19 protein-coding genes and 1 pseudogene are annotated in these 18,220 nt (G+C 70.1%); 16 read left to right on the forward strand and 4 right to left on the reverse strand.

The genetic code is table 11. The features are described from left to right. Window positions 1–20: 20 nt before the first annotated feature. The gene (locus ACIHFD_RS54345; protein WP_397373609.1) at window positions 21–458 is read right to left on the reverse strand and encodes a hypothetical protein; all 438 of its coding nucleotides are present in this window, start codon (window positions 456–458) and stop codon (window positions 21–23) included. Window positions 459–748: 290 nt separating this feature from the next. On the opposite strand from ACIHFD_RS54345, the gene ACIHFD_RS54350 reads away from it, so the two are divergent. Then, a complete protein-coding gene (locus ACIHFD_RS54350; RefSeq protein ID WP_350733487.1) occupies window positions 749–1,168 on the forward strand; it encodes a VOC family protein in 420 nt (139 codons plus the stop codon). Here the strand turns inward: ACIHFD_RS54350 and ACIHFD_RS54355 are convergent. Beyond that, on the reverse strand, window positions 1,159–1,782 hold the full coding sequence (locus ACIHFD_RS54355) for a TetR family transcriptional regulator (RefSeq protein WP_363981150.1): 624 nt from the start codon (window positions 1,780–1,782) through the stop codon (window positions 1,159–1,161). The genes ACIHFD_RS54350 and ACIHFD_RS54355 overlap by 10 nt on opposite strands. Before the next feature lie 68 nt (window positions 1,783–1,850). Here ACIHFD_RS54355 and ACIHFD_RS54360 point away from each other — a divergent pair, with 68 nt between their 5' ends. The 14 genes from ACIHFD_RS54360 to ACIHFD_RS54425 all read left to right on the forward strand — a co-directional run bounded on the left by ACIHFD_RS54360 (window position 1,851) and on the right by ACIHFD_RS54425 (window position 16,559). Further along, window positions 1,851–2,216, forward strand: a complete 366-nt coding sequence (locus tag ACIHFD_RS54360; RefSeq protein ID WP_350733490.1) for an MmcQ/YjbR family DNA-binding protein — start codon at window positions 1,851–1,853, stop codon at window positions 2,214–2,216. A 26-nt stretch (window positions 2,217–2,242) separates the two neighbouring features. Beyond that, entirely contained in the window at window positions 2,243–2,773 is a 531-nt protein-coding gene (locus ACIHFD_RS54365; protein ID WP_397373610.1) for a GNAT family N-acetyltransferase, read from the forward strand. Between the two features lie 96 nt (window positions 2,774–2,869). Beyond that, window positions 2,870–3,247, forward strand: a complete 378-nt coding sequence (locus tag ACIHFD_RS54370) for a hypothetical protein (protein ID WP_397373611.1) — start codon at window positions 2,870–2,872, stop codon at window positions 3,245–3,247. A 19-nt stretch (window positions 3,248–3,266) separates the two neighbouring features. Next, window positions 3,267–4,157: a DMT family transporter gene (locus ACIHFD_RS54375; RefSeq protein ID WP_397373612.1), complete on the forward strand. Its 891-nt coding sequence runs from the start codon at window positions 3,267–3,269 to the stop codon at window positions 4,155–4,157. Then, window positions 4,154–4,777: a GntR family transcriptional regulator gene (locus ACIHFD_RS54380; RefSeq protein ID WP_350733497.1), complete on the forward strand. Its 624-nt coding sequence runs from the start codon at window positions 4,154–4,156 to the stop codon at window positions 4,775–4,777. Before ACIHFD_RS54375 ends, ACIHFD_RS54380 begins: the two co-directional genes overlap by 4 nt. A 68-nt stretch (window positions 4,778–4,845) precedes the next feature. Next, complete coding sequence (locus ACIHFD_RS54385) at window positions 4,846–5,196, forward strand: hypothetical protein (RefSeq protein ID WP_397373613.1); 351 nt, start codon at window positions 4,846–4,848, stop codon at window positions 5,194–5,196. 269 nt (window positions 5,197–5,465) lie between these two features. Further along, window positions 5,466–6,920 carry a sugar transferase gene (locus tag ACIHFD_RS54390; protein ID WP_397373614.1) on the forward strand — a complete coding sequence of 485 codons (1,455 nt, stop codon included), beginning with the start codon at window positions 5,466–5,468 and terminating at the stop codon, window positions 6,918–6,920. Between the two features lie 2 nt (window positions 6,921–6,922). Beyond that, the gene (locus ACIHFD_RS54395; RefSeq protein WP_397373615.1) at window positions 6,923–7,990 is read left to right on the forward strand and encodes a glucose-1-phosphate thymidylyltransferase; all 1,068 of its coding nucleotides are present in this window, start codon (window positions 6,923–6,925) and stop codon (window positions 7,988–7,990) included. Beyond that, on the forward strand, window positions 7,987–8,913 hold the full coding sequence (rfbB, locus tag ACIHFD_RS54400; protein WP_350733504.1) for a dTDP-glucose 4,6-dehydratase: 927 nt from the start codon (window positions 7,987–7,989) through the stop codon (window positions 8,911–8,913). Before ACIHFD_RS54395 ends, rfbB begins: the two co-directional genes overlap by 4 nt. A gap of 25 nt (window positions 8,914–8,938) precedes the next feature. Next, on the forward strand, window positions 8,939–9,790 hold the full coding sequence (rfbD, locus tag ACIHFD_RS54405) for a dTDP-4-dehydrorhamnose reductase (protein WP_397373616.1): 852 nt from the start codon (window positions 8,939–8,941) through the stop codon (window positions 9,788–9,790). After that, on the forward strand, window positions 9,775–10,734 hold the full coding sequence (locus ACIHFD_RS54410; RefSeq protein WP_397373617.1) for an endonuclease/exonuclease/phosphatase family protein: 960 nt from the start codon (window positions 9,775–9,777) through the stop codon (window positions 10,732–10,734). Before rfbD ends, ACIHFD_RS54410 begins: the two co-directional genes overlap by 16 nt. A gap of 52 nt (window positions 10,735–10,786) precedes the next feature. Continuing rightward, window positions 10,787–11,566 (forward strand): WecB/TagA/CpsF family glycosyltransferase, encoded by a 780-nt coding sequence (locus tag ACIHFD_RS54415; RefSeq protein WP_397373618.1) that lies wholly within the window; start codon window positions 10,787–10,789, stop codon window positions 11,564–11,566. Next, complete coding sequence (locus ACIHFD_RS54420) at window positions 11,563–12,678, forward strand: hypothetical protein (RefSeq protein ID WP_397373619.1); 1,116 nt, start codon at window positions 11,563–11,565, stop codon at window positions 12,676–12,678. The genes ACIHFD_RS54415 and ACIHFD_RS54420 overlap by 4 nt, the downstream gene beginning before the upstream one ends. Window positions 12,679–12,746: 68 nt before the next feature. After that, window positions 12,747–16,559, forward strand: a complete 3,813-nt coding sequence (locus ACIHFD_RS54425; RefSeq protein ID WP_397373620.1) for a LamG-like jellyroll fold domain-containing protein — start codon at window positions 12,747–12,749, stop codon at window positions 16,557–16,559. On the opposite strand, the gene ACIHFD_RS54430 is transcribed toward ACIHFD_RS54425, so the two are convergent. After that, window positions 16,556–17,386 (reverse strand): glycosyltransferase, encoded by an 831-nt coding sequence (locus ACIHFD_RS54430; protein WP_350733515.1) that lies wholly within the window; start codon window positions 17,384–17,386, stop codon window positions 16,556–16,558. The genes ACIHFD_RS54425 and ACIHFD_RS54430 overlap by 4 nt on opposite strands. Next, entirely contained in the window at window positions 17,380–17,937 is a 558-nt protein-coding gene (rfbC, locus tag ACIHFD_RS54435) for a dTDP-4-dehydrorhamnose 3,5-epimerase (RefSeq protein WP_350733516.1), read from the reverse strand. Before rfbC ends, ACIHFD_RS54430 begins: the two co-directional genes overlap by 7 nt. On the opposite strand from rfbC, the pseudogene ACIHFD_RS54440 reads away from it, so the two are divergent. After that, a pseudogene (locus tag ACIHFD_RS54440) lies at window positions 17,936–18,217 on the forward strand (class I SAM-dependent methyltransferase); the annotation flags it as partial. The gene rfbC and the pseudogene ACIHFD_RS54440 overlap by 2 nt on opposite strands. Between the last annotated feature and the right edge of the window lie 3 nt (window positions 18,218–18,220).

Here is an 18,220-nt window from a genome sequence, read left to right on the forward strand (position 1 = left end):
GACCGGCGCCCCCGTACCGGTCACTGCGCGGCGGGCTCCGGGGTGTCCTCGGGGTCGGGCGCCGGCTCCTGCTCGGGCTCGTCGCCCACCTCGGTGCCGTCCGGCAGGACCTTGACCTCCCCCGAGCTGTGCAGGTTCCAGGTGAAATCGGACTTGCCGTCGCCGTCGATGTTGTACGTGACCTTGCCGTCGCCGATCCAGCCGTCCTGGGCGCTGCTGGTCACGTAGCTCGTCGTGCAGGTGTCCGAGCCATCGAATTCGTTGTTGATCTCATCGGTGAGATCGCACGACTGGCTGGCGATCACCCGGTCGTCGCGCTCGAGGCGCGCCTGCACCACGAACTTGTCGAACCGCTTTCCGTACCAAACCCCGCGTGCGCGGGGGACGAGACGAGGACCGCCCCGCCGGCCAGGGTCGCGGCGGTCACCGCCACCGCCGCGATCCCGGATCGAAGGCATGCTCAATCTCCTGACACTCGTTTTCGCGTGCCTGATCAGGCTGCCGGACGGGTGCGTTGGTGTCGTTGGCCCCGAGTCCACACTTCTGCGCGGAGCATCCACACCGGATTCGCATTTCTCAATTGGCGCGGTGCGGTCGCCGCCGGACCTGCCGTGTTTACTTCGCTGTCATCCGGATCTTTCATTATGAAATGAGTACGGCGCAGGCCGGTGTCGGCCGCTGAATCACCGTCCAACCATGGAACCGCAGGTGGACAGGGGGATTCGGGGCGGCAGAAGCGGAGGTATGCATGGACGTGCGGCTGGACCATCTCGTCTGCTGGGTCTCCGACCAGCTCGATTCCCTGCATTTCTACGAGCAGGTTATCGGCCTGCCAGGGGTGCGGGCCGAGGCGTTTCGCGAGGGAAAGACGGCGTTTCCGAGTGTACGGATCTCGGCCGAGACCATCCTCGACCTGATGGCGTATGACGCCTCCATGGGAGTGGACGAGGGCACCGGGGTCAAGGGCAGCGCCGGGCATCCGATCAATCACTTCTGCCTGGCCGTCGGAAAGGAGGATTTCGACGAGCTGCAGGTCAGGCTGAAGCGGCACGGGGTCGAGATCACGGGCTCCGGCGTCAACTCCTTCGGCGCGCAGGGTATCGCCCCCGAGACGATGTTCTTCCCCGACCCCGACGGCAACGTGCTGGAGGTGCGCTACTACGAGTGACGGCGCAGCTTGGCCCGGGCGGCGCGGCGTACGAGGGGGCCCATGTCCTCCAGGGCCGTCACCAGGCCCGCCAGGCTCTCCAGGGCGTCGAACGCCTGGTTCGCGCCGTCCGGGTCCACTCCCTCGTAGAGCTCCAGGCCCACGAACGCCGCCGCCGTGGCCTTGGCCAGGCCCGCCACGTCCACGAACTCCGCCAGCGGCGACTTGGCCAGCACCCTCCCCAGGGCCTGCTCGACCTCCTCGATCCACAGGTTGAGGCCGGTGGTGGTGGCCGGTGCGAGTTTGGGATCGGTCTGGCCGCCCGCGAGGACCTGCGCGAGGGCGGCGACGGTGCCTTCCGCCCGTTCCTCCGCGTGCAGCGCGCGGCCGAGGTCGAGGAGCTCGCGGAGGGTGGTGACGGCGGCGAAGCGGGCGCGGTAGAGGGCGATGCGCTGCTGGGAGCCGTGCTCGACGGCGGCCGCGAGGAGCTGGTCGACACTGCCGAAGTGGTAGAAGACGAGGGCCTGGTTGACGCCCGCCGCCGCTGCGATCGTACGGGCGGAGACGCCGGCGATGCCGTGCTCCTTGAGCGTCTCCAGCGCGGCATCGAGCAGTTTGGTACGTGTGTCGGCCATCGCTCTCACGTTAGTGGGCTCCGGCGCCGCGGTCGGAACTGTCGGTCGGGTTTGGTAGACAGGCGGGCATGGGTGTGAGCGTCGATGAGTTCCTCCAGCTGCTGGACGAGCTGCCCGGGGTCCGCATGAGCCACGGCGGCGAGTGGATCGGCCTCAAGGTCCGCGACAAGGGCTTCGGCTATCTGTGGGAGGCGACCGAGACCGTCGGGCTCAAGGCCACGATCGAGGAGCAGATCGCGCTGGTGGCCGAGCGGCCCGAGGTGTTCGAGGTGCAGTTCACGGCCGGGCGGTTCGGCTGGGTGGTGGTGCACCTCGACAAGATCGACTCTGACGAGCTGTTCGAGCTGGTGGCCGAGGCCTGGTGCCTGACCGCGCCGAAGGCGATGGTGGCCGAGTTCGAGGCCGCGCATCAAATCGGGCAGGGCGCGTTATAGGTGCATTACGGGTAATGTCGGGCATTGTGGGCGCTGTACACGTTCGGTTGCGGGAGTGGCGCGCGGACGACGCGCCGGTCGTGCTGAGGGCCTTCCGGGCGCCGGACCTGCGGACGCAGGCGTCCTGGCCCGTCGTCACGCTCAAGGACGCCGCCGGGTGGATCACCGCCTGGCAGGGGGTGGGCCACGCGTTCGCCGTCACGGTCGGGGGCCCCGAGGGTGAGCAGGTGGTCGGAAACGTCGCGCTGTCCCGCCTCGACGAGCACGACAACGGCTGGGTGTCCTACTGGGTCCTGCCCGAGGCCAGGGGGCGCGGCATCGCCGCGGCGGCCACCGGGGAGCTGGCCCGGTGGGCGTTCGGCGAGCTGGGGCTCTACCGGCTGGAGCTGGGGCATCGCGTCAACAACCCGGCGTCGTGCCGGGTCGCCACGAAGGCCGGGTTCCGGCCGGAGGGCATCGAACGCGGCAAGCTCCGTCACGACGGCGTCCGCCACGACGTCGAACGCCACGCCCGCCTGGCGACCGACCCCCCGATCGCCACCTCCCCGGCCCCATGACCGACCCGCCGATCGCCGTCTTCCTTGCTGCTCTGTGACCGTCACGCACAGCTGACCCGTTGGCCACGTACCGCCCCGCTGATCTACCCTTTCTTGGTGGACAGCGAGAGCCTGGCCGCAGCCGGTCTCCTGGAAGCCCTGAGCCGGGCGTCAGGGATGCTCGCGGAATTACGTCACCCGTTCGCCAGAAGCGAGCCCTTCTCCTATTTCCTCCCGCCCGCGGGCGCCCGCGTCGGCACCGGCCTCACGCTGCCCGACGGCCGCGAGGTCCGTTTCGAGGTCTCCATCGCCGTCTCCGCCGGCGCCTTCCACCTCGAGGGGTCGATCACCGCGGAGGACGAGACGCTGTTCGAGCTCCCGCGCAAGAGCGTGCCGGACATCCACGACGCCCTGGCCGTGCTGGACGACTACGCGGGGGAGGTGGTGGCCCCGGCGGGGCGGCTGATCGACCAGCAACTGGACGAAATTGTCTAATTGTCAGACAATGGCGAGCATGAGAAACGGACCACTCGCCGTTGTCGCTGCCTCCGTGCTCTGGGGCACGGCCGGGACGGCAGGACTGCTCGTCTCCGCCGACTCCGTCGCGCTGGCCGCCGCGCGGCTGGTCATCGGGGGGACGGCGCTCGCGCTCGTGGCCGGGGCCGGTGTCAGGAAGGCGATCAGGCCGGGCCTGCTGCTGGCCGCCGTCGCGGTGGCCGCGTACCAGCTCTGCTTCTTCGCCGCCGTCGGCCGCACGGGGGTCGCCATCGGCACCGTGGTGGCGATCGGCAGCGGGCCCGTCTTCACGGGGTTGCTGTCCTGGCTCCTCCACGGTCACCGGCCGAGCGGGCGGTGGGCCGCGGCGACCGCGGCGGCCATCTGCGGGTGCGCCGCGCTCATCGTCGGAGGCGGGGCCGAGGCCGGCGGGCAGACGGTCTCGGGGTTGCTGTTCGCGCTGCTCGGCGGCGTTCTCTACGCCTTCTACGCGGTCATGGCGGCGCGGGCGATCGGCCGCGGGGCCGAGTCCAACGCGGTCATGGGGGTCATGTTCGGCGGCGCGGCGCTGATCATGCTGCCCGTCCTGCTGGCGAACGGCGTCGCCTGGATGGGCGAGCCGCGCGGGCTGCTCGCCGTCGTCTACCTGGGCCTCGGCACCACAGCCCTGTCCTATTTCCTGTACGGCAGGGGCCTGCGGACCACGCCGGTGGCCACGGCCGCCACGCTGGCCCTGGCGGAGCCGGCCGTCGCGGCGCTGCTCGGCCTGGTGGTGCTCGGCGAGCGGCTGGCCCCGATCTCGATCGCGGGCCTGGTGCTCCTCGCGCTGAGCCTGGTGGCCGTGGCGATCCCGGAGAAAGTACGCGACCAAGAGCTTGTGCCGGAAAGGGAGCTAGAGTCGCAGCCGTGACGTTGCCGCTCAGACCCGTCTCCACCGTCGGCGCGCTCGCCGACGCCCTGCGCAGCAGGGTGCTGTCCGGCGAGATCCCGCCCGGCACCCCGCTGCCCGAGCAGGAGATCGCCGCCTCGTACGGCGTCGCCAGGCCGACCGTGCGGGAAGCGCTGGCGAGCCTCGTCCACGAGGGGCTGCTGAGACGCGAGCGCAACCGCAGCGCTTATGTCCCCGAGGTGACGCTTTCGGACCTCGACGATCTCATGTACGTACGCAGGCCGCTCGAAGACCTCATGGCGCAGGCCGTGGCCGGTCAGCGGGTCCCCGGGGCGGAGGCCGCACTGCACCGGATGGCGGCCCTGCCCGCCGACGCGCCCTGGTCGGAGTGCGTGGCCGAGCACATGGCGATGCACCAGGCGCTGATCGAGGCGGTGGGGAGCCCCCGGCTCGAACGGCTCTATGCGGTCCTGGCCGCGGAGACGCGCCTCGGGACGGTGCGGCTCCGGGAGGTCTACACGGACCGGGACGTCCTGGTGCGCGAGCATCGCGAACTGCTCGACGCCATCGCCGACGGCCCGGAGGACGCGGCCAGGGCGGCGGTGGCCGCGCATCTCAGCCACTCCTGGGGCGGCCACTGAGGGAGTCAACCGCACCATTGTGCGCGAACCCTTGCGGGACAGCCCCTGAACTCGCAAGAATCGCGCCCATGCACGGCAATCCGATGCCGGACTCCTACGTATATGTCACGGAAGAGGGCGTCACCCGTCACTACGCGGACGGTAGCGTCGAGGCTCTCGCCTGGGAGGACGTGGTGGAGGTCCGTGTCGTCACCGAAGTCGGGGAGGACGTCCTCTACATCCTGCTCGACCGCGACGGCGACGGTTGTGTCGTGCCGCGTTCGGCCACGGACGCCACCTTCCTGGCGCGGCTGCGCTATCTGCCGGACTTCGACCTCGATCGGCTGGCCCTGGCCGCCGACTCCGCGCATGACGGGGTTGTGGTCGTCTGGCGCAGTCCTGACCCGCCGTCCGCATTGCCGGATCTGGAGTACGACTAGCGGCTTGATTCGGCGGCAACCTGCCGAAATTCCACCGTAAACCGTACATTTTGCCAGCTAGACCGCTGCACTTATGGATCGTTCCGTCAAGCCCTTCAGCTGCTGAGCCCTCGTCCGATTGTGGACATTGGACGTTATTCCCCGTACCGGAATCGATCTTTACTCTTTAGTGGGGGCCGCCGCCCTTGATTGTGCGTGGGACATGTCAACCCATGTGGTTCAAGGAACGTCCTGTTATCGCGGTGCACAAGAGTTCTCAGGGTGGTGCTATGAGGGTGGGGACTGGGGAGTCCGTTGTCGTGCTCCTCGGGGCCGTGCCACGCCGCGCGTCGAGCATCTGGACGCGCGCGTACCTACGGCTCCTGTTAGGCGGTGATACGACATGCGCGCTGCTGGCATGCGTATGCGTGCTGAGCATCCGGCTCATCGCCGGGGTGTTCATACCGTGGGTCGAGTTCATGCTCGGACTCGGCCTGATCGCCGCCTGGCCCGTCGCGCTCATGATGGGCGGCGCGTACCGGCAGCGTGCCAACGGCGAGGGAACGGACGAGTTCAAGGCCGTCTTCAACGGCGGTGTCGGCCTGATGGCGACCGTCGCCATCCTGGCCTACGCGACGCAGACCGCGGTCGCCCGCAGTTTCGTGATGGCGATGCTGCCGCTGGCGCTGCTGTCCACGCTGTACTTCCGCTACCGGATGCGTAAGCGTCTCCACCGAAGGAGAGCGGTGGGCGACTACATGCGTCAGGTGATCGCGGTCGGGCACCGGGAGTCGATTCTCGACCTGGTGATGCAGTTCAGGCGGCAGCCGCACCACGGAATGCAGGTGGTGGGAGCCTGCCTTCCGGACAGCGCGATGGACATCGACCTCGACGGCATCCCCGTGCTCGGCTCCTTCGGCGACGTGGCCACGGTGGTCGAGCGCGTGCAGGCCGACGCCGTGGCCGTGCTGGCCTGCCCGGAGCTGGACGGGGCCGCGCTGCGCCGGCTGGCCTGGAGCCTGGAGACCGCGCGCACCGACCTCTTCGTGGCCCCCGCGCTCATGGACGTGGCCGGGCCGCGCATCAGCATCAGGCCGGTCGCGGGGATGCCGCTCCTGCACCTGGAGCACCCCGAGTTCGACGGCACCAAGCAGGTCGCGAAGACCGTCTTCGACCGCCTGGTCGCGGCGACCGCCCTGCTGCTCCTGGCGCTGCCGCTGCTGGCCATCGCGCTGGTGATCCGCCTCACCAGCCAGGGGCCGGCGCTGTTCCACCAGGTTAGGGTCGGCAAAGGCGGCAAAGAGTTCCATGTAGTGAAATTTCGTACGATGGTGGTTGATGCGGAGCGGCTCAAGAGCGCACTTCTGGAAGCGAACGAGTTCGACGGCGTGCTCTTCAAGATTAGGAACGATCCAAGAATCACGCGGGTAGGCGCTTTCCTGCGGAAATACTCGCTCGACGAGCTGCCCCAGCTGCTGAACGTGCTCCGAGGAGAGATGTCCCTGGTCGGCCCCCGCCCGCCGCTGCCGGAGGAGGTGGGCCAGTATGGCGCCGACGTCCGTCGCCGGCTGGTGGTCAAGCCGGGCATGACCGGGCTCTGGCAGGTCAGCGGCCGCTCCAACCTGAGCTGGGAGGAGTCCGTACGCCTCGACCTGCGGTACGTGGAGAACTGGTCGCTCATCCTCGACCTGCAGATCCTCTGGAAGACCTGGTCCGTCGTCACCCGTGGAGAAGGGGCTTACTAGCGGTGAAAGCACTCGTGCTCGCCGGGGGGTCGGGCACACGGCTCCGGCCCATCACGCACACCTCGGCCAAGCAGCTGGTGCCGGTCGCGAACAAGCCGGTCCTCTTCTACGGGCTGGAGGCGATCGCGGCGGCGGGCATCAGGGAGCTCGGCCTGGTGGTCGGCGACACCCACGCGGAGATCGAGTCCGCCGTGGGGGACGGCTCGGCCTTCGGGCTGCAGGTCACGTACCTGCGGCAGGAGGCCCCGCTCGGGCTCGCGCACGGCGTGCTGATCGCCAGGGAGTTCCTGGGCGACGAGGACTTCGTCATGTACCTGGGTGACAACTTCGTCGTGGGCGGCATCAACGACCTGGTGGACAGGTTCGCCCGCGAGCGGCCCGCCGCCCAGATCATGCTCACCAGGGTCGGTGACCCGCGCCAGTTCGGGGTGGCCGAGCTCGACGCCTCCGGCCGGGTGGTCGGCCTGGAGGAGAAGCCCGCCCGCCCCAAGAGCGACCTGGCGCTGGTCGGCGTCTACCTGTTCAGCCCGGCCGTCCACGAGGCGGTGGCCGAGCTCAAGCCGTCGTGGCGGGGCGAGCTGGAGATCACCGACGCGATCCAGTGGCTGATCGAGGCGGGCCTGCGCGTCGAGTCCTCGGTGATCTCCGGCTACTGGAAGGACACCGGCAACGTCACCGACATGCTGGAGGTCAACCGGCTGGTCCTGGAGTCGGTCGAGCCGAGCGTACGCGGGCAGGTGGACGGCGCCAGCGAGCTGGTGGGCCGGGTGGTCGTCGCGGAGGGGGCCGTGGTCGAGCGGTCCAGGATCGTCGGCCCGGTGATCATCGGCCACGGCGCGCGGATCCGTGACAGCTACGTCGGCCCCTTCACCTCCATAGGCGCCGACTGCGCCGTCACCGGCAGCGAGATCGAGTATTCGATCGTGCTGCCCAGAGCCTCCATCGCCGGGGTCGGCCGCATCGAGTCGTCGCTGATCGGCCACGACGTCGAGGTCACCCCCGCGCCCAACACGCCCAGAGCCCACCGTCTCGTGCTGGGCGATCACAGCAAGGTACAGATCAGTTCATGACCCGGATCCTGGTGACGGGCGGTGCGGGCTTCATCGGCTCGCACTTCGTCCGCAATCTGCACGATGTGTACGTCACGGTGCTGGACAAGCTCACGTATGCCGGCAACCGGGCCAACCTTGAGGGAGTGCGGCACGAGTTCGTGCACGGGGACATCTGCGACGCCGAGCTGCTCAGGAGCGTCGTCCCCGGCCACGACCTCGTGGTGAACTTCGCGGCCGAGTCGCACGTGGACCGGTCGATCGAGGGCGCGGCCGAGTTCATGCGCACCAACGCGCTGGGCACCCAGACCCTCCTCCAGGCGTGCCTGGAGGCCGGGGTGCCGAAGGTGGTCCAGGTGTCGACCGACGAGGTGTACGGGTCGATCGACATCGGCTCGTGGGACGAGGACGCGCCGCTGCGCCCGCGCTCGCCGTACGCGGCGTCGAAGGCCGCCGGCGACCTGATCGCCCGGGCCTACGCGATCACCTACGGCCTGAACGTCTCGATCACCAGGTGCGGCAACAACTACGGGCCGGGACAGTACCCGGAGAAGCTCATCCCGCTGTTCCTGACGAACCTGATGCGCGGCCGGAAGGTCCCCCTGTACGGCGACGGCGGCAACGTCCGCGACTGGATCCACGTCGCGGACCACTGCGCCGGCATCCGGCTGGTGGCCGAGAAGGGGGAGCCGGGCGAGGTCTACAACATCGCGGGCACGGCCGAGCTGACGAACAAGGAGCTGACCGGCCGCCTGCTCCAGGCCTGCGGCAGGGGCTGGGACGCGGTCGAGTACGTCGAGGACCGCAAGGGCCACGACCGCAGGTACTCGATGGACGACGCGAAGCTGCGGGCGCTCGGCTACCGGCCGGAGATCCCGTTCGAGCAGGGGCTGAAGGACACCGTCCGCTGGTACGCCGAGCACCGGGACCGGTGGACCTCGTGATCGATCGGTTGCGCCGGGAGGCGGCATGAGGTGGCTCATCACGGGCGCCGGCGGCATGCTCGCCGCCGACGTCCTGGACAGGGCGGCATTGACGGGGGAGCCGGTGCTCGCGCTCGGGCGGGCCGAGCTGGATCTGCGCGACAGGCGCGCGGTGCGTGACTTCGTGTCCGCCTACCGGCCGAGAGTCGTGATCAACTGCGCCGGCTGGACCGCGGTGGACGACGCAGAGGCGAGCGAGGCGGAGGCGCTGGCGGTCAACGGGCATGCCGTGCGCTGGCTGGCCGAGGCCTGCGACCTGGCGGGTGCGCGGCTGGTGCACGTCTCCACCGACTACGTCTTCGACGGGGACGGCGTGGTGCCGTACGCGGAGGACGCGCCGACGGGGCCGATCAACGCGTACGGGCGGACCAAGCTCGCCGGGGAGTACGCGGCGCTGGAGCACGGGCACTACGTGGTGCGCAGCGCCTGGCTCTACGGCGCGGGCGGCGCGAACTTCGTGTCGACCATGATCCGGCTGGCGGCCGAGCGGCCCACGGTCGACGTGGTCGACGACCAGTACGGCCAGCCGACCTGGGCGGCCGACCTGGCGGACTATCTCGTCCGGCTGGCCCGGTCGGACCTGCCGCCGGGCGTCTACCACGGCACCAGCGCGGGCGAGACCACCTGGTGCGGGTTCGCCAAGGAGATCTTCAGCCTGCTCGGCGCCGATCCGGACCGCGTGCGCCCCGTGACCAGCGAGGCCTTCCCCCGCCCGGCCAAGCGGCCGGCCTACAGCGTGCTCGCGCACACCCGGGGGGAGCCGATCCGGCACTGGCAGGCGGCGCTGCACGCGGCCTGGCCGGTGCTGATGCGTGGACGCCGGTGCAGCGTCGTCTGAGGGACTCGATGCTGTGGCTCATGGTCGTGGGCCTCGCCGGGTGGGCGGGCCTGCGCCTGTGCGGATGGGAGCCGAAGTTCGTCTGGTCCCAGCTCGTGTCGTTCACGCCGTACGCGGCCGTGCTCGCGCTGGTGCCGCTGGGGTTCGCGGTCTTCTTACGCTCCGGGGCGCTGCTGGCGGCCGCGCTCGTCGTGACCGTCGCCTTCGCGGTCATCGTGCTGCCGCGCGCGATCCCGGAGGGCAACCCGCCCGCCGGCGGCCCGGTGCTGCGGGTGATGGCCGTCAACCTGCTGCACTCTTCCGTGCTGCCGCCCGACCTGGTCGACGCCGTCGAGCGCGAGCGGCCGGACGTGCTGCACCTGCTGGAGTTCACCGACCTGATGCGGCAACGGGTGGAGGAGCTCGGGCTGGGGCGGCTGCTGCCGTACAAGATCGTCCTGCCGGGGGAGGACTCCCAGGGAGCGGCGATCTACTCGCGTTACCCGCTGCGGCCGGGGGACGCGCCGATCGCGGCCCCCGCCTTCGTGGAGAGCCCGCGCCACCTTCCCGCCGTCGTCACCCTGCCGGGCGGGCGGGAGGTGGACCTCGTCGCGGTCCACGCGTGCGCGCCCTCCGAGGGCTGGCGTACGGCGTGCTGGGCGTCGAGCATCCGGGCGTTGCCACCCGCCGGAGGACGCCTGCGGGTGCTGGCCGGAGATTTCAACTCCACCCTGGACCACACGGTGCTGCGCGACCTGATCGCCACCGGCTACCGGGACGCCGCCGACGTCACCGGCAAGGGGCTGGCCATGACCTGGCCCTACTATCAGCAGCCGCGGTTGTTCCCGAAGGTGGCCATCGATCATGTGCTGGCCGACCCCCGGATCGCGATCCGGAGCTTTCAGACCCTGCGGATGCCCCGGACGGACCATCGCGCGACGCTCACCGAGCTGGTCCTCCCGTGATGTCACGTTTCCGGAGCCGGAACCGATATGTCATGGACACCCAGGGGGATGGATGACGAGGTTGCCGGAGCAGGCCTCCAGGAAGACGATACTCGGCACCACACTGGACGCCCTCACCATGCGTCAGGTGATCGCGCGGTGCGTGGCGGCGGTCTCGGAGAACAGGAGACTCACCATCGGCGTGGTGAACGCCGCCAAGGTGGTCAACATGCGTACGGACGCCGCGTTACGGCAGTCCGTGGTCGACAGCGATCTCGTCCTGGCCGACGGGCAGGCGGTGGTCTGGGCGGCGCGGATGCTCGGTCACCGGCTTCCCGAGCGGGTGGCGGGCATCGACCTGTTCACGGAGCTGATGGCCGAGGGGCACCGGCGCGGCTACCGCGCCTATTTCCTCGGCGCGACCGACGAGGTGCTGGCCCGGGTGCTGGCAGAGGTACGGCTGCGCTACCCCGGGCTGGGCATCGCCGGGTCGCGCAACGGATATTTCTCGGTGGAGGACTCGGCCGAGGTCGCCGCCGAGATCGCCGAATCCCAGGCCGACCTGCTGTTCCTCGGCATCACCTCGCCGAAGAAGGAGATCTTCATCCGCGAGTGGGGCGAGAGCACCCGGGCGCGGATCATCCACGGCGTGGGCGGCTCGTTCGACGTGCTGGCCGGGCACACCCGCAGGGCGCCGGTGCGCTGGCAGCGCCTGGGCCTGGAATGGCTCTACCGCATGCTGCAGGAGCCGTTGCGGCTCGGTCCGCGCTACGTGCGGACCAACGGCAGATTCCTGCTCCTGGTGCTCCGGGAGCGGGCCGGTGTCAAACGCAGGATCGAGGAGACGACGTGACGGATCACCGGATCGCTCTGCTGAGCTCCGGACATCGGGACTTCGTGACGGGAATGGTGGACCTGTCTGTACGCGGGCTGCCGCCGGGCTACGCCGACGGCGAGTTCGTGTTCACCCGCCGCGGCCGCCAGAACGACGAAGGGACGTGGACGGCGGCGCCGGAAGGGCGCAGCATCCGTTACTCGGCGATCGTCGCGCTCGGCGTGGGGACCCTGACGGAGCAGCGGCAGCGGGCGGCCCTGGCCGGTGACAGCCTCCTCGACCTGGTGGGCAACCTGATCAAACGGCTGCCGGAGGTGACGGGGGTCGGCGACGCCGCGCTGATCTGCTGGGCGGCCGCGGAGGCCGGGCACACCGATCTGGATCTGGCGCTGAGCCGGCTCGCGGAGCTGGACGCGGGCGGCCCGATCTACACCGTCGAGGCGGCGTGGGCGCTGGCCGCCCTGGTCGCGGCCGGCGTGACCGACGGCCGGGCCGAGCGCGCCCGTGAGCGGCTGCTGGCCGGGCTGGCGGGCAACCGGCTCTACCCGCACGCGCTCGGCAAGGGGGCGCTGGTCCCCCGGTACCGCGCTCACGTCGGCTGCTTCGCCGACCAGGTCTACCCGCTGCAGGCGCTGGCCCGGCTGCACGCCGCCACCGGCGACGCCGAGGCGTTGCGCGCGGCCGAGCAGGTGGCCGAGGGCATCTGCCACGCGCAGGGCCCGCAGGGGGAGTGGTGGTGGCACTACGACGCCCGTACCGGGTCGGTGGTCGAGGGCTATCCGGTCTACAGCGTCCATCAGCTGTCGATGGGGCCGATGGCACTGCTCGACCTGGCCGACGCGGGGGGCACCGCCTACGTGGCGGAGATCTCCAAGGGCCTCGACTGGATGATCGAGCGGCCGTCCTTCGTGCTCGAGGAGCTCGCTCTGACGTGGCGTAAGGAGGCCAGGGCGGATCCCCGCAAACTGGTGCGCGGGGTGCGGGCCGTGGCGACGGGGGTGCATCAGGGGATGCGCCTCGGCGTGCTGGACCGGATCTATCCGCCGGTCGCCGTCGATCGGGAGTGCCGGCCGTACGAGCTGGGGTGGTTGCTTTATGCGTGGCTGTCCACTTGTGGACAGCCCTCGTGACTTCTGCCTGATTCGGTGCGATAGATCGAGTTCAGGGCTCGGGGGAGTTTCGGCTCAAGGGGGTTCTCGTGTTGAGGCGGCTTCGCCATGCGCTCCTTTCCGTCCTGCTACTCACCACCGGCCTGACGCTCATCGCGCCGTCCGCGGCGCAGGCTCTGCCGGGCAGCTTCCAGAGACAGGTCGTCTTCAGCGGACTGACCAACCCGACCAACATCGAGTTCGCCTCGGACGGCCGGGTGTTCGTCGCCGAGAAGAGCGGCCTGATCAAGGTCTTCGACTCGATCATCGACACCACGCCGGCGATCTACGCCGACCTGCGCACGCAGGTGCACAACTTCTGGGACCGCGGGCTGCTCGGCATGGCCCTGCACCCGAACTTCCCGGCCGACCCGCGTATCTACGTCCTGTACGCCTACGACGCGGTGCCCGGCGGCACCGCGCCGCGTTGGGGCACGGCGGGCGTGAGCGCCGACCCCTGCCCGACCCCGCCCGGCGCCACCGGCGACGGCTGCCTCATCACCGGGCGCTTATCCTCGCTGGCGCCCTCGGGAGGCTCGGTCGCCGAGACCCCGCTGATCACCGACTGGTGCCAGCAGCACCCCAGCCACTCCGTCGGCGACCTCAAGTTCAGCCCCGACGGCATGCTCTACGCCAGTGGCGGCGACGGTGCCAGCTTCAACTTCGCCGACTACGGCCAGGACAACCTGACCAGCTCCGACGTCACCCCGGACAACCCGTGCGGCGACCCGCCGTCGCCGGTCGGCACGGCGCTCACCCCACCGGCCGCCGAGGGCGGCGCGCTGCGTTCGCAGGACCCGCGCACCGGCGGCGACCCCGCGGCACTCAACGGCACCGTCATCAGGATCGACCCGAACACCGGCGCGGCCGCTCCCGGCAACCCGAACGCCGGCAGCAGCGACCCCAACGTGGCCAGGATCATCGCCTACGGCCAGCGCAACCCGTTCCGTTTCACCATCCGGCCGGGCACCGGCGAGGTCTGGGCCGGTGAAGTCGGCTGGAACACGTGGGAGGAGATCAACCGGATCGCCGACCCCACCGGCCCAGTGAAGAACTTCGGCTGGCCCTGCTACGAGGGCGCCGCCAGGCAGGGCGGCTACGACAACCTCAACCTGACGCTCTGCGAGAACCTCTATGCGGAAGGCGCCGCGGCGCACGCTCAGCCGTACTTCTCCTGGAACCACGGCTCCAAGCCCGCGCCGAACGACCCGTGCCCGTCCGGCGGCTCCTCCTCCAGCGGCGTGGCCTTCTACAACGGCGGCCCCTACCCCGACGCCTACGACGGCGCGATGTTCTTCTCCGACTACAGCCGATCGTGCGTCTGGGTCATGACGAAGGGGGCCAACGGCCTGCCCGACCCGGCCACCATCACCACGTTCGACTCGGGCATGCCCGCCGTGGAGCTGCAGACCGGCCCCGGCGGCGACCTCTTCGCGGTCGACTTCACCAACGGGCAGATCATCCGCTACCTCTACAACAACACCCCGCCGACCGCGGTCATCGGCGCGAGCGCCACGTCGGGCAACGCGCCGCTCGCGGTGAACTTCACCTCCGCCGGATCCGCGGACGCCGACGGCGACCCGCTCACCTTCCGGTGGGACCTGGACGGCGACGGCGACTTCGACGACTCCACCTCGGCCGCCCCGTCCTTCACCTACACCCAGCCGGGCTCCTACGTGGTGAAGCTGCGCGCCGACGACGGGCGCGGCGGCCTGGGAGACGCCACCGTCACGGTCAACGTGGGCAACACGGCGCCGACCGCGACCATCAACTCCCCGTCGGCCGCCCTCACCTGGGCGGTCGGGGACACGATCACGTTCTCCGGCACCGGCACGGACGCCCAGGACGGCACGATCCCGGGGTCGCGGATGTCCTGGAAGCTGATCATGCATCACTGCCCCGGCACCTGCCATGAGCACGAGATCACCACGTTCACCGGCGCGAGCGGGTCCTTCGCCGCTCCGGACCACGAATACCCCGCTCATCTGGAGCTCAGGCTGACCGTGACGGACGCGCACGGCCTCACCGACACCAAGAGCGTGACACTCCAGCCGAAGACGGTGAACCTGACCTTCCAGACCGCGCCCACCGGGCTGCAGCTCGGCTTCAACAGCGAGCAGACCGTCGCCCCCTTCACCCGGACGGTGATCGTGGGCTCCCACAACTCGGTCTCCGCGCCCTCGCCGCAGAGCGCCGACGGCTTCAGCCACACGTTCAGCTCCTGGTCCGACGGCGGCGCGGTCAGCCACAACCTCACCGCGCCCGCCACCGCGGCGACCTACACCGCGACCTACCAGCGGTCACAGACGCCGGACGGACTGGTGGCCGCCTACGCCATGGACGAGGGCGGCGGCACGGCCGTCGCCGACGCCTCCGGCAAGGGCAACAACGGCACGGCCGCGAACACCGCGTGGAACGTGACCGGCAAGTACGGCCAGGCGCTGTCGTTCAACGGCACGTCGAGCTGGGTGACGGTGGCCGACTCCGCCTCGTTGCGGCTGACCGGTGGCATGACCCTGGAGGCGTGGGTACGGCCCACGAGCGTCTCGGGGTGGCGGACGGTGCTGATGAAGGAGTTCGGCACCGACCTGGCCTACGCGATCATGGGCAGCGGGGGCAGTGGGCCGGCGGCGTTCATCTACACCTCATCAGGGGCCAACGCGCCGGCGGCGAGCAATCTGCCGTTGAACACCTGGAGTCATGTGGCGGCGACGTATGACGGGTCGACGTTGCGGATGTTCGTGAACGGCACGCAGGTCGCCACGAACCCGACGGGCGGCAACCTGCGTACCGGGACGAGTCCGTTGCGGATCGGTGGCAACAGCGGTTCGGGTGAGTACTTCAGCGGCCTCATCGACGAGGTCCGCGTCTACAACAAGGCACTCACCGCGGCCCAGATCACCACCGACATGAACACCCCCGTCGGCCAGCCGGGACCGCCCGACACCCAGGCGCCCACCGCACCGGCCTCCCTGGCGGCGACCGGCGGTCCGGGCAGCGCCCAGCTGACCTGGACGGCCTCGACCGACAACGTGGGGGTGACCGGGTACACCGTCCACAGGTCCGCCACCGCCGGGTTCACCCCGTCCGGCGCCAACCAGGTGGGCTCGACCGCGAGCACCGCGTTCACCGACGCGGGTGTCGCGGCGGGCACGTACTACTACCGCGTCGTGGCCTTCGACGGGTCCAGCAACACCAGCCCGTCGTCCAACGAGGCGTCGGCCGTCGTGACCCAGCCGCCCACGGTCAGCGGGCTGGTGGCCGCCTACGGGATGAACGCCGGCAACGGCACCGCCGTCGCCGACGCCTCCGGAAACGGCAACAACGGCACGGCCACCGCGGCCACCTGGTCGGCCGGCAAGTACGGCCAGGCGCTGTCGTTCAACGGCACGTCGAGCTGGGTGACGGTGGCCGATTCCACGTCGTTGCGGCTGACCGGCGGGATGACCCTGGAGGCATGGGTGCGGCCGGACAACGTCTCGGGGTGGCGGACGGTGCTGATGAAGGAGTTCGGCAGCGATCTGGCCTACGCGATCATGGGCAGCGGGGGCAGCGGCCCCGGGGCGTTCATCTATACGTCGTCGGGGGCCAATGCTCCTGCGGCGAGCAACCTGCCGTTGAACACCTGGAGCCATGTGGCGGCGACCTATGACGGGTCGACGTTGCGGATGTTCGTGAACGGCACGCAGGTCGCCACCAATCCGACCGGTGGCAACCTGCGTACCGGGACGAGTCCGTTGCGGATCGGCGGCAACAGCGGCTCCGGTGAGTACTTCAGCGGCCTCATCGACGAGGTCCGCGTCTACAACAAGGCACTCACCGCGGCACAGATCACCACCGACATGAACACACCGGTCGGTTAGTCCCGGCTGCTCTCGTCACGCAGCCAGGTGGTGTAGTCGCCCGCGCGGATCGCGCGGGCGGCTCTCCGCCTGGCCAGCACCGCCACCATGACGAACACGACCGCCGCGCCCACCAGGCGCGGGTCGCCGGCCACGATGGCCAGCAGATCCCGCATGCCCGTGCGCTCCCCGGCCGTGGCCGAGGCCTGCTCCAGCTCGCTCACGCTGGTCGTGGCCCGCACCCGTCGGCGCATCAGGTCGGCGACGGTACGCGGAGTCTGGATCACCGCACGCGCGCCGGCCACGATCACGCGCTCGTCCGGCGTGAACGCCAGCGAGGCGGCCAGATCGTCGGCCATCGCCGGCGGCAGGGCGCGGATCCGCGCGTTGCCCTCGTCGTTCACCGCGATGACGCCCCGGCCGAACAGCCCGGCGCGCACGTGCGGCAGCCGCGTCCAGATCGCGTAGTAGGCCCGGATCGGCCACGGGCGATCGGCCAGCGCCAGCTCCCGTTCGGGCGCGGCGGCGAGCGGCCCGTCCGGCGCGGCCAGCACATCGGCCAGCGCGCGGACGGAGGCGGTGCTCAGCTCGATGTCGGCGTCCACGTACAGCCGGGGATATCCGCGTGCCGCCTCGTCGCCCAGCCGCAGCGCCTCGCGCTTGGAGGGGACCGGCGTCGTCACGACGCGGACGTCGTACGGCTGCGCCGCGGCCACCGTGCCGTCGGTGCAGCCGTTGGCCACCACCACGACGTCGAACTCGCCGGGCGCGGCCTCCCGGAGCAGGCCGTCCAGCAAGCGGCCGATCACCTTGGCCTCGTTGTGGGCCGGTATCACGACACTTACCACGATGGGAGTATCCCCGCTTCCTGAGCCTGCTTGAGCGTGGGCGCCGCGCCGTCCTTGGCCGAGAGGATCGGCTCCCCGTCGAGCGGCCATTCGATGCCGAGATCCGGGTCCAGCGGGTGGACGCCGTGCTCACGCGCCGGGTCGTACGTGGTGGAGCAGAGGTAGAGGACGGTGGCCGACTCGCTGAGCGCCATGAAGGCGTGCCCCAGGCCCTCGGAGAGGTAGATCCCGCAGCGCGACACGTCGTTCAGCCGCACCGCCTCCCACCGGCCGAAGGTGGGCGAGCCGACGCGCACGTCCACGACGACGTCGAGCACCTCGCCCGAGACGCACATGACGTATTTGGCCTGGCCCGGGGGGACGTCGGCGAAGTGGACGCCGCGCAGCACGCCGCGTCTGGAGACCGAACAGTTCACCTGCGCGAGGTCCATCGATTGCCCCAGCGCCTCCCGCAGGTCGGCGGCGCGGAAACTTTCCAGGAAGTCGCCCCGCGGATCGCTGTGGATGCGGGGGGTGTAGACAAATGCTCCACTGATGCTCAGGTGCTTCATGAAGATACTTGTAACACTCCTTGGCGCCCACCCGAAGTACGGCTGTGGGTTTGCCATAGGGGGAAATCTTGTCATTTTCGGGTGGGGCCCATTGTTGAGGACATCGTGCCGGCTGTGTGGTTCGGCCGACCTGGTCGGTGTGGTGGATCTCGGGGCGACTCCGCCCTGTGAGCTCTTCCTCACTGCGGAACAGCTCGACGAGCCCGAGCTCACTTATCCACTTCACCTGCGGGTCTGCACCAGTTGCTGGCTGGCGCAGATACCGCCGCTGATCACACCGGAA

This window comes from Nonomuraea sp. NPDC051941 (assembly GCF_044593615.1).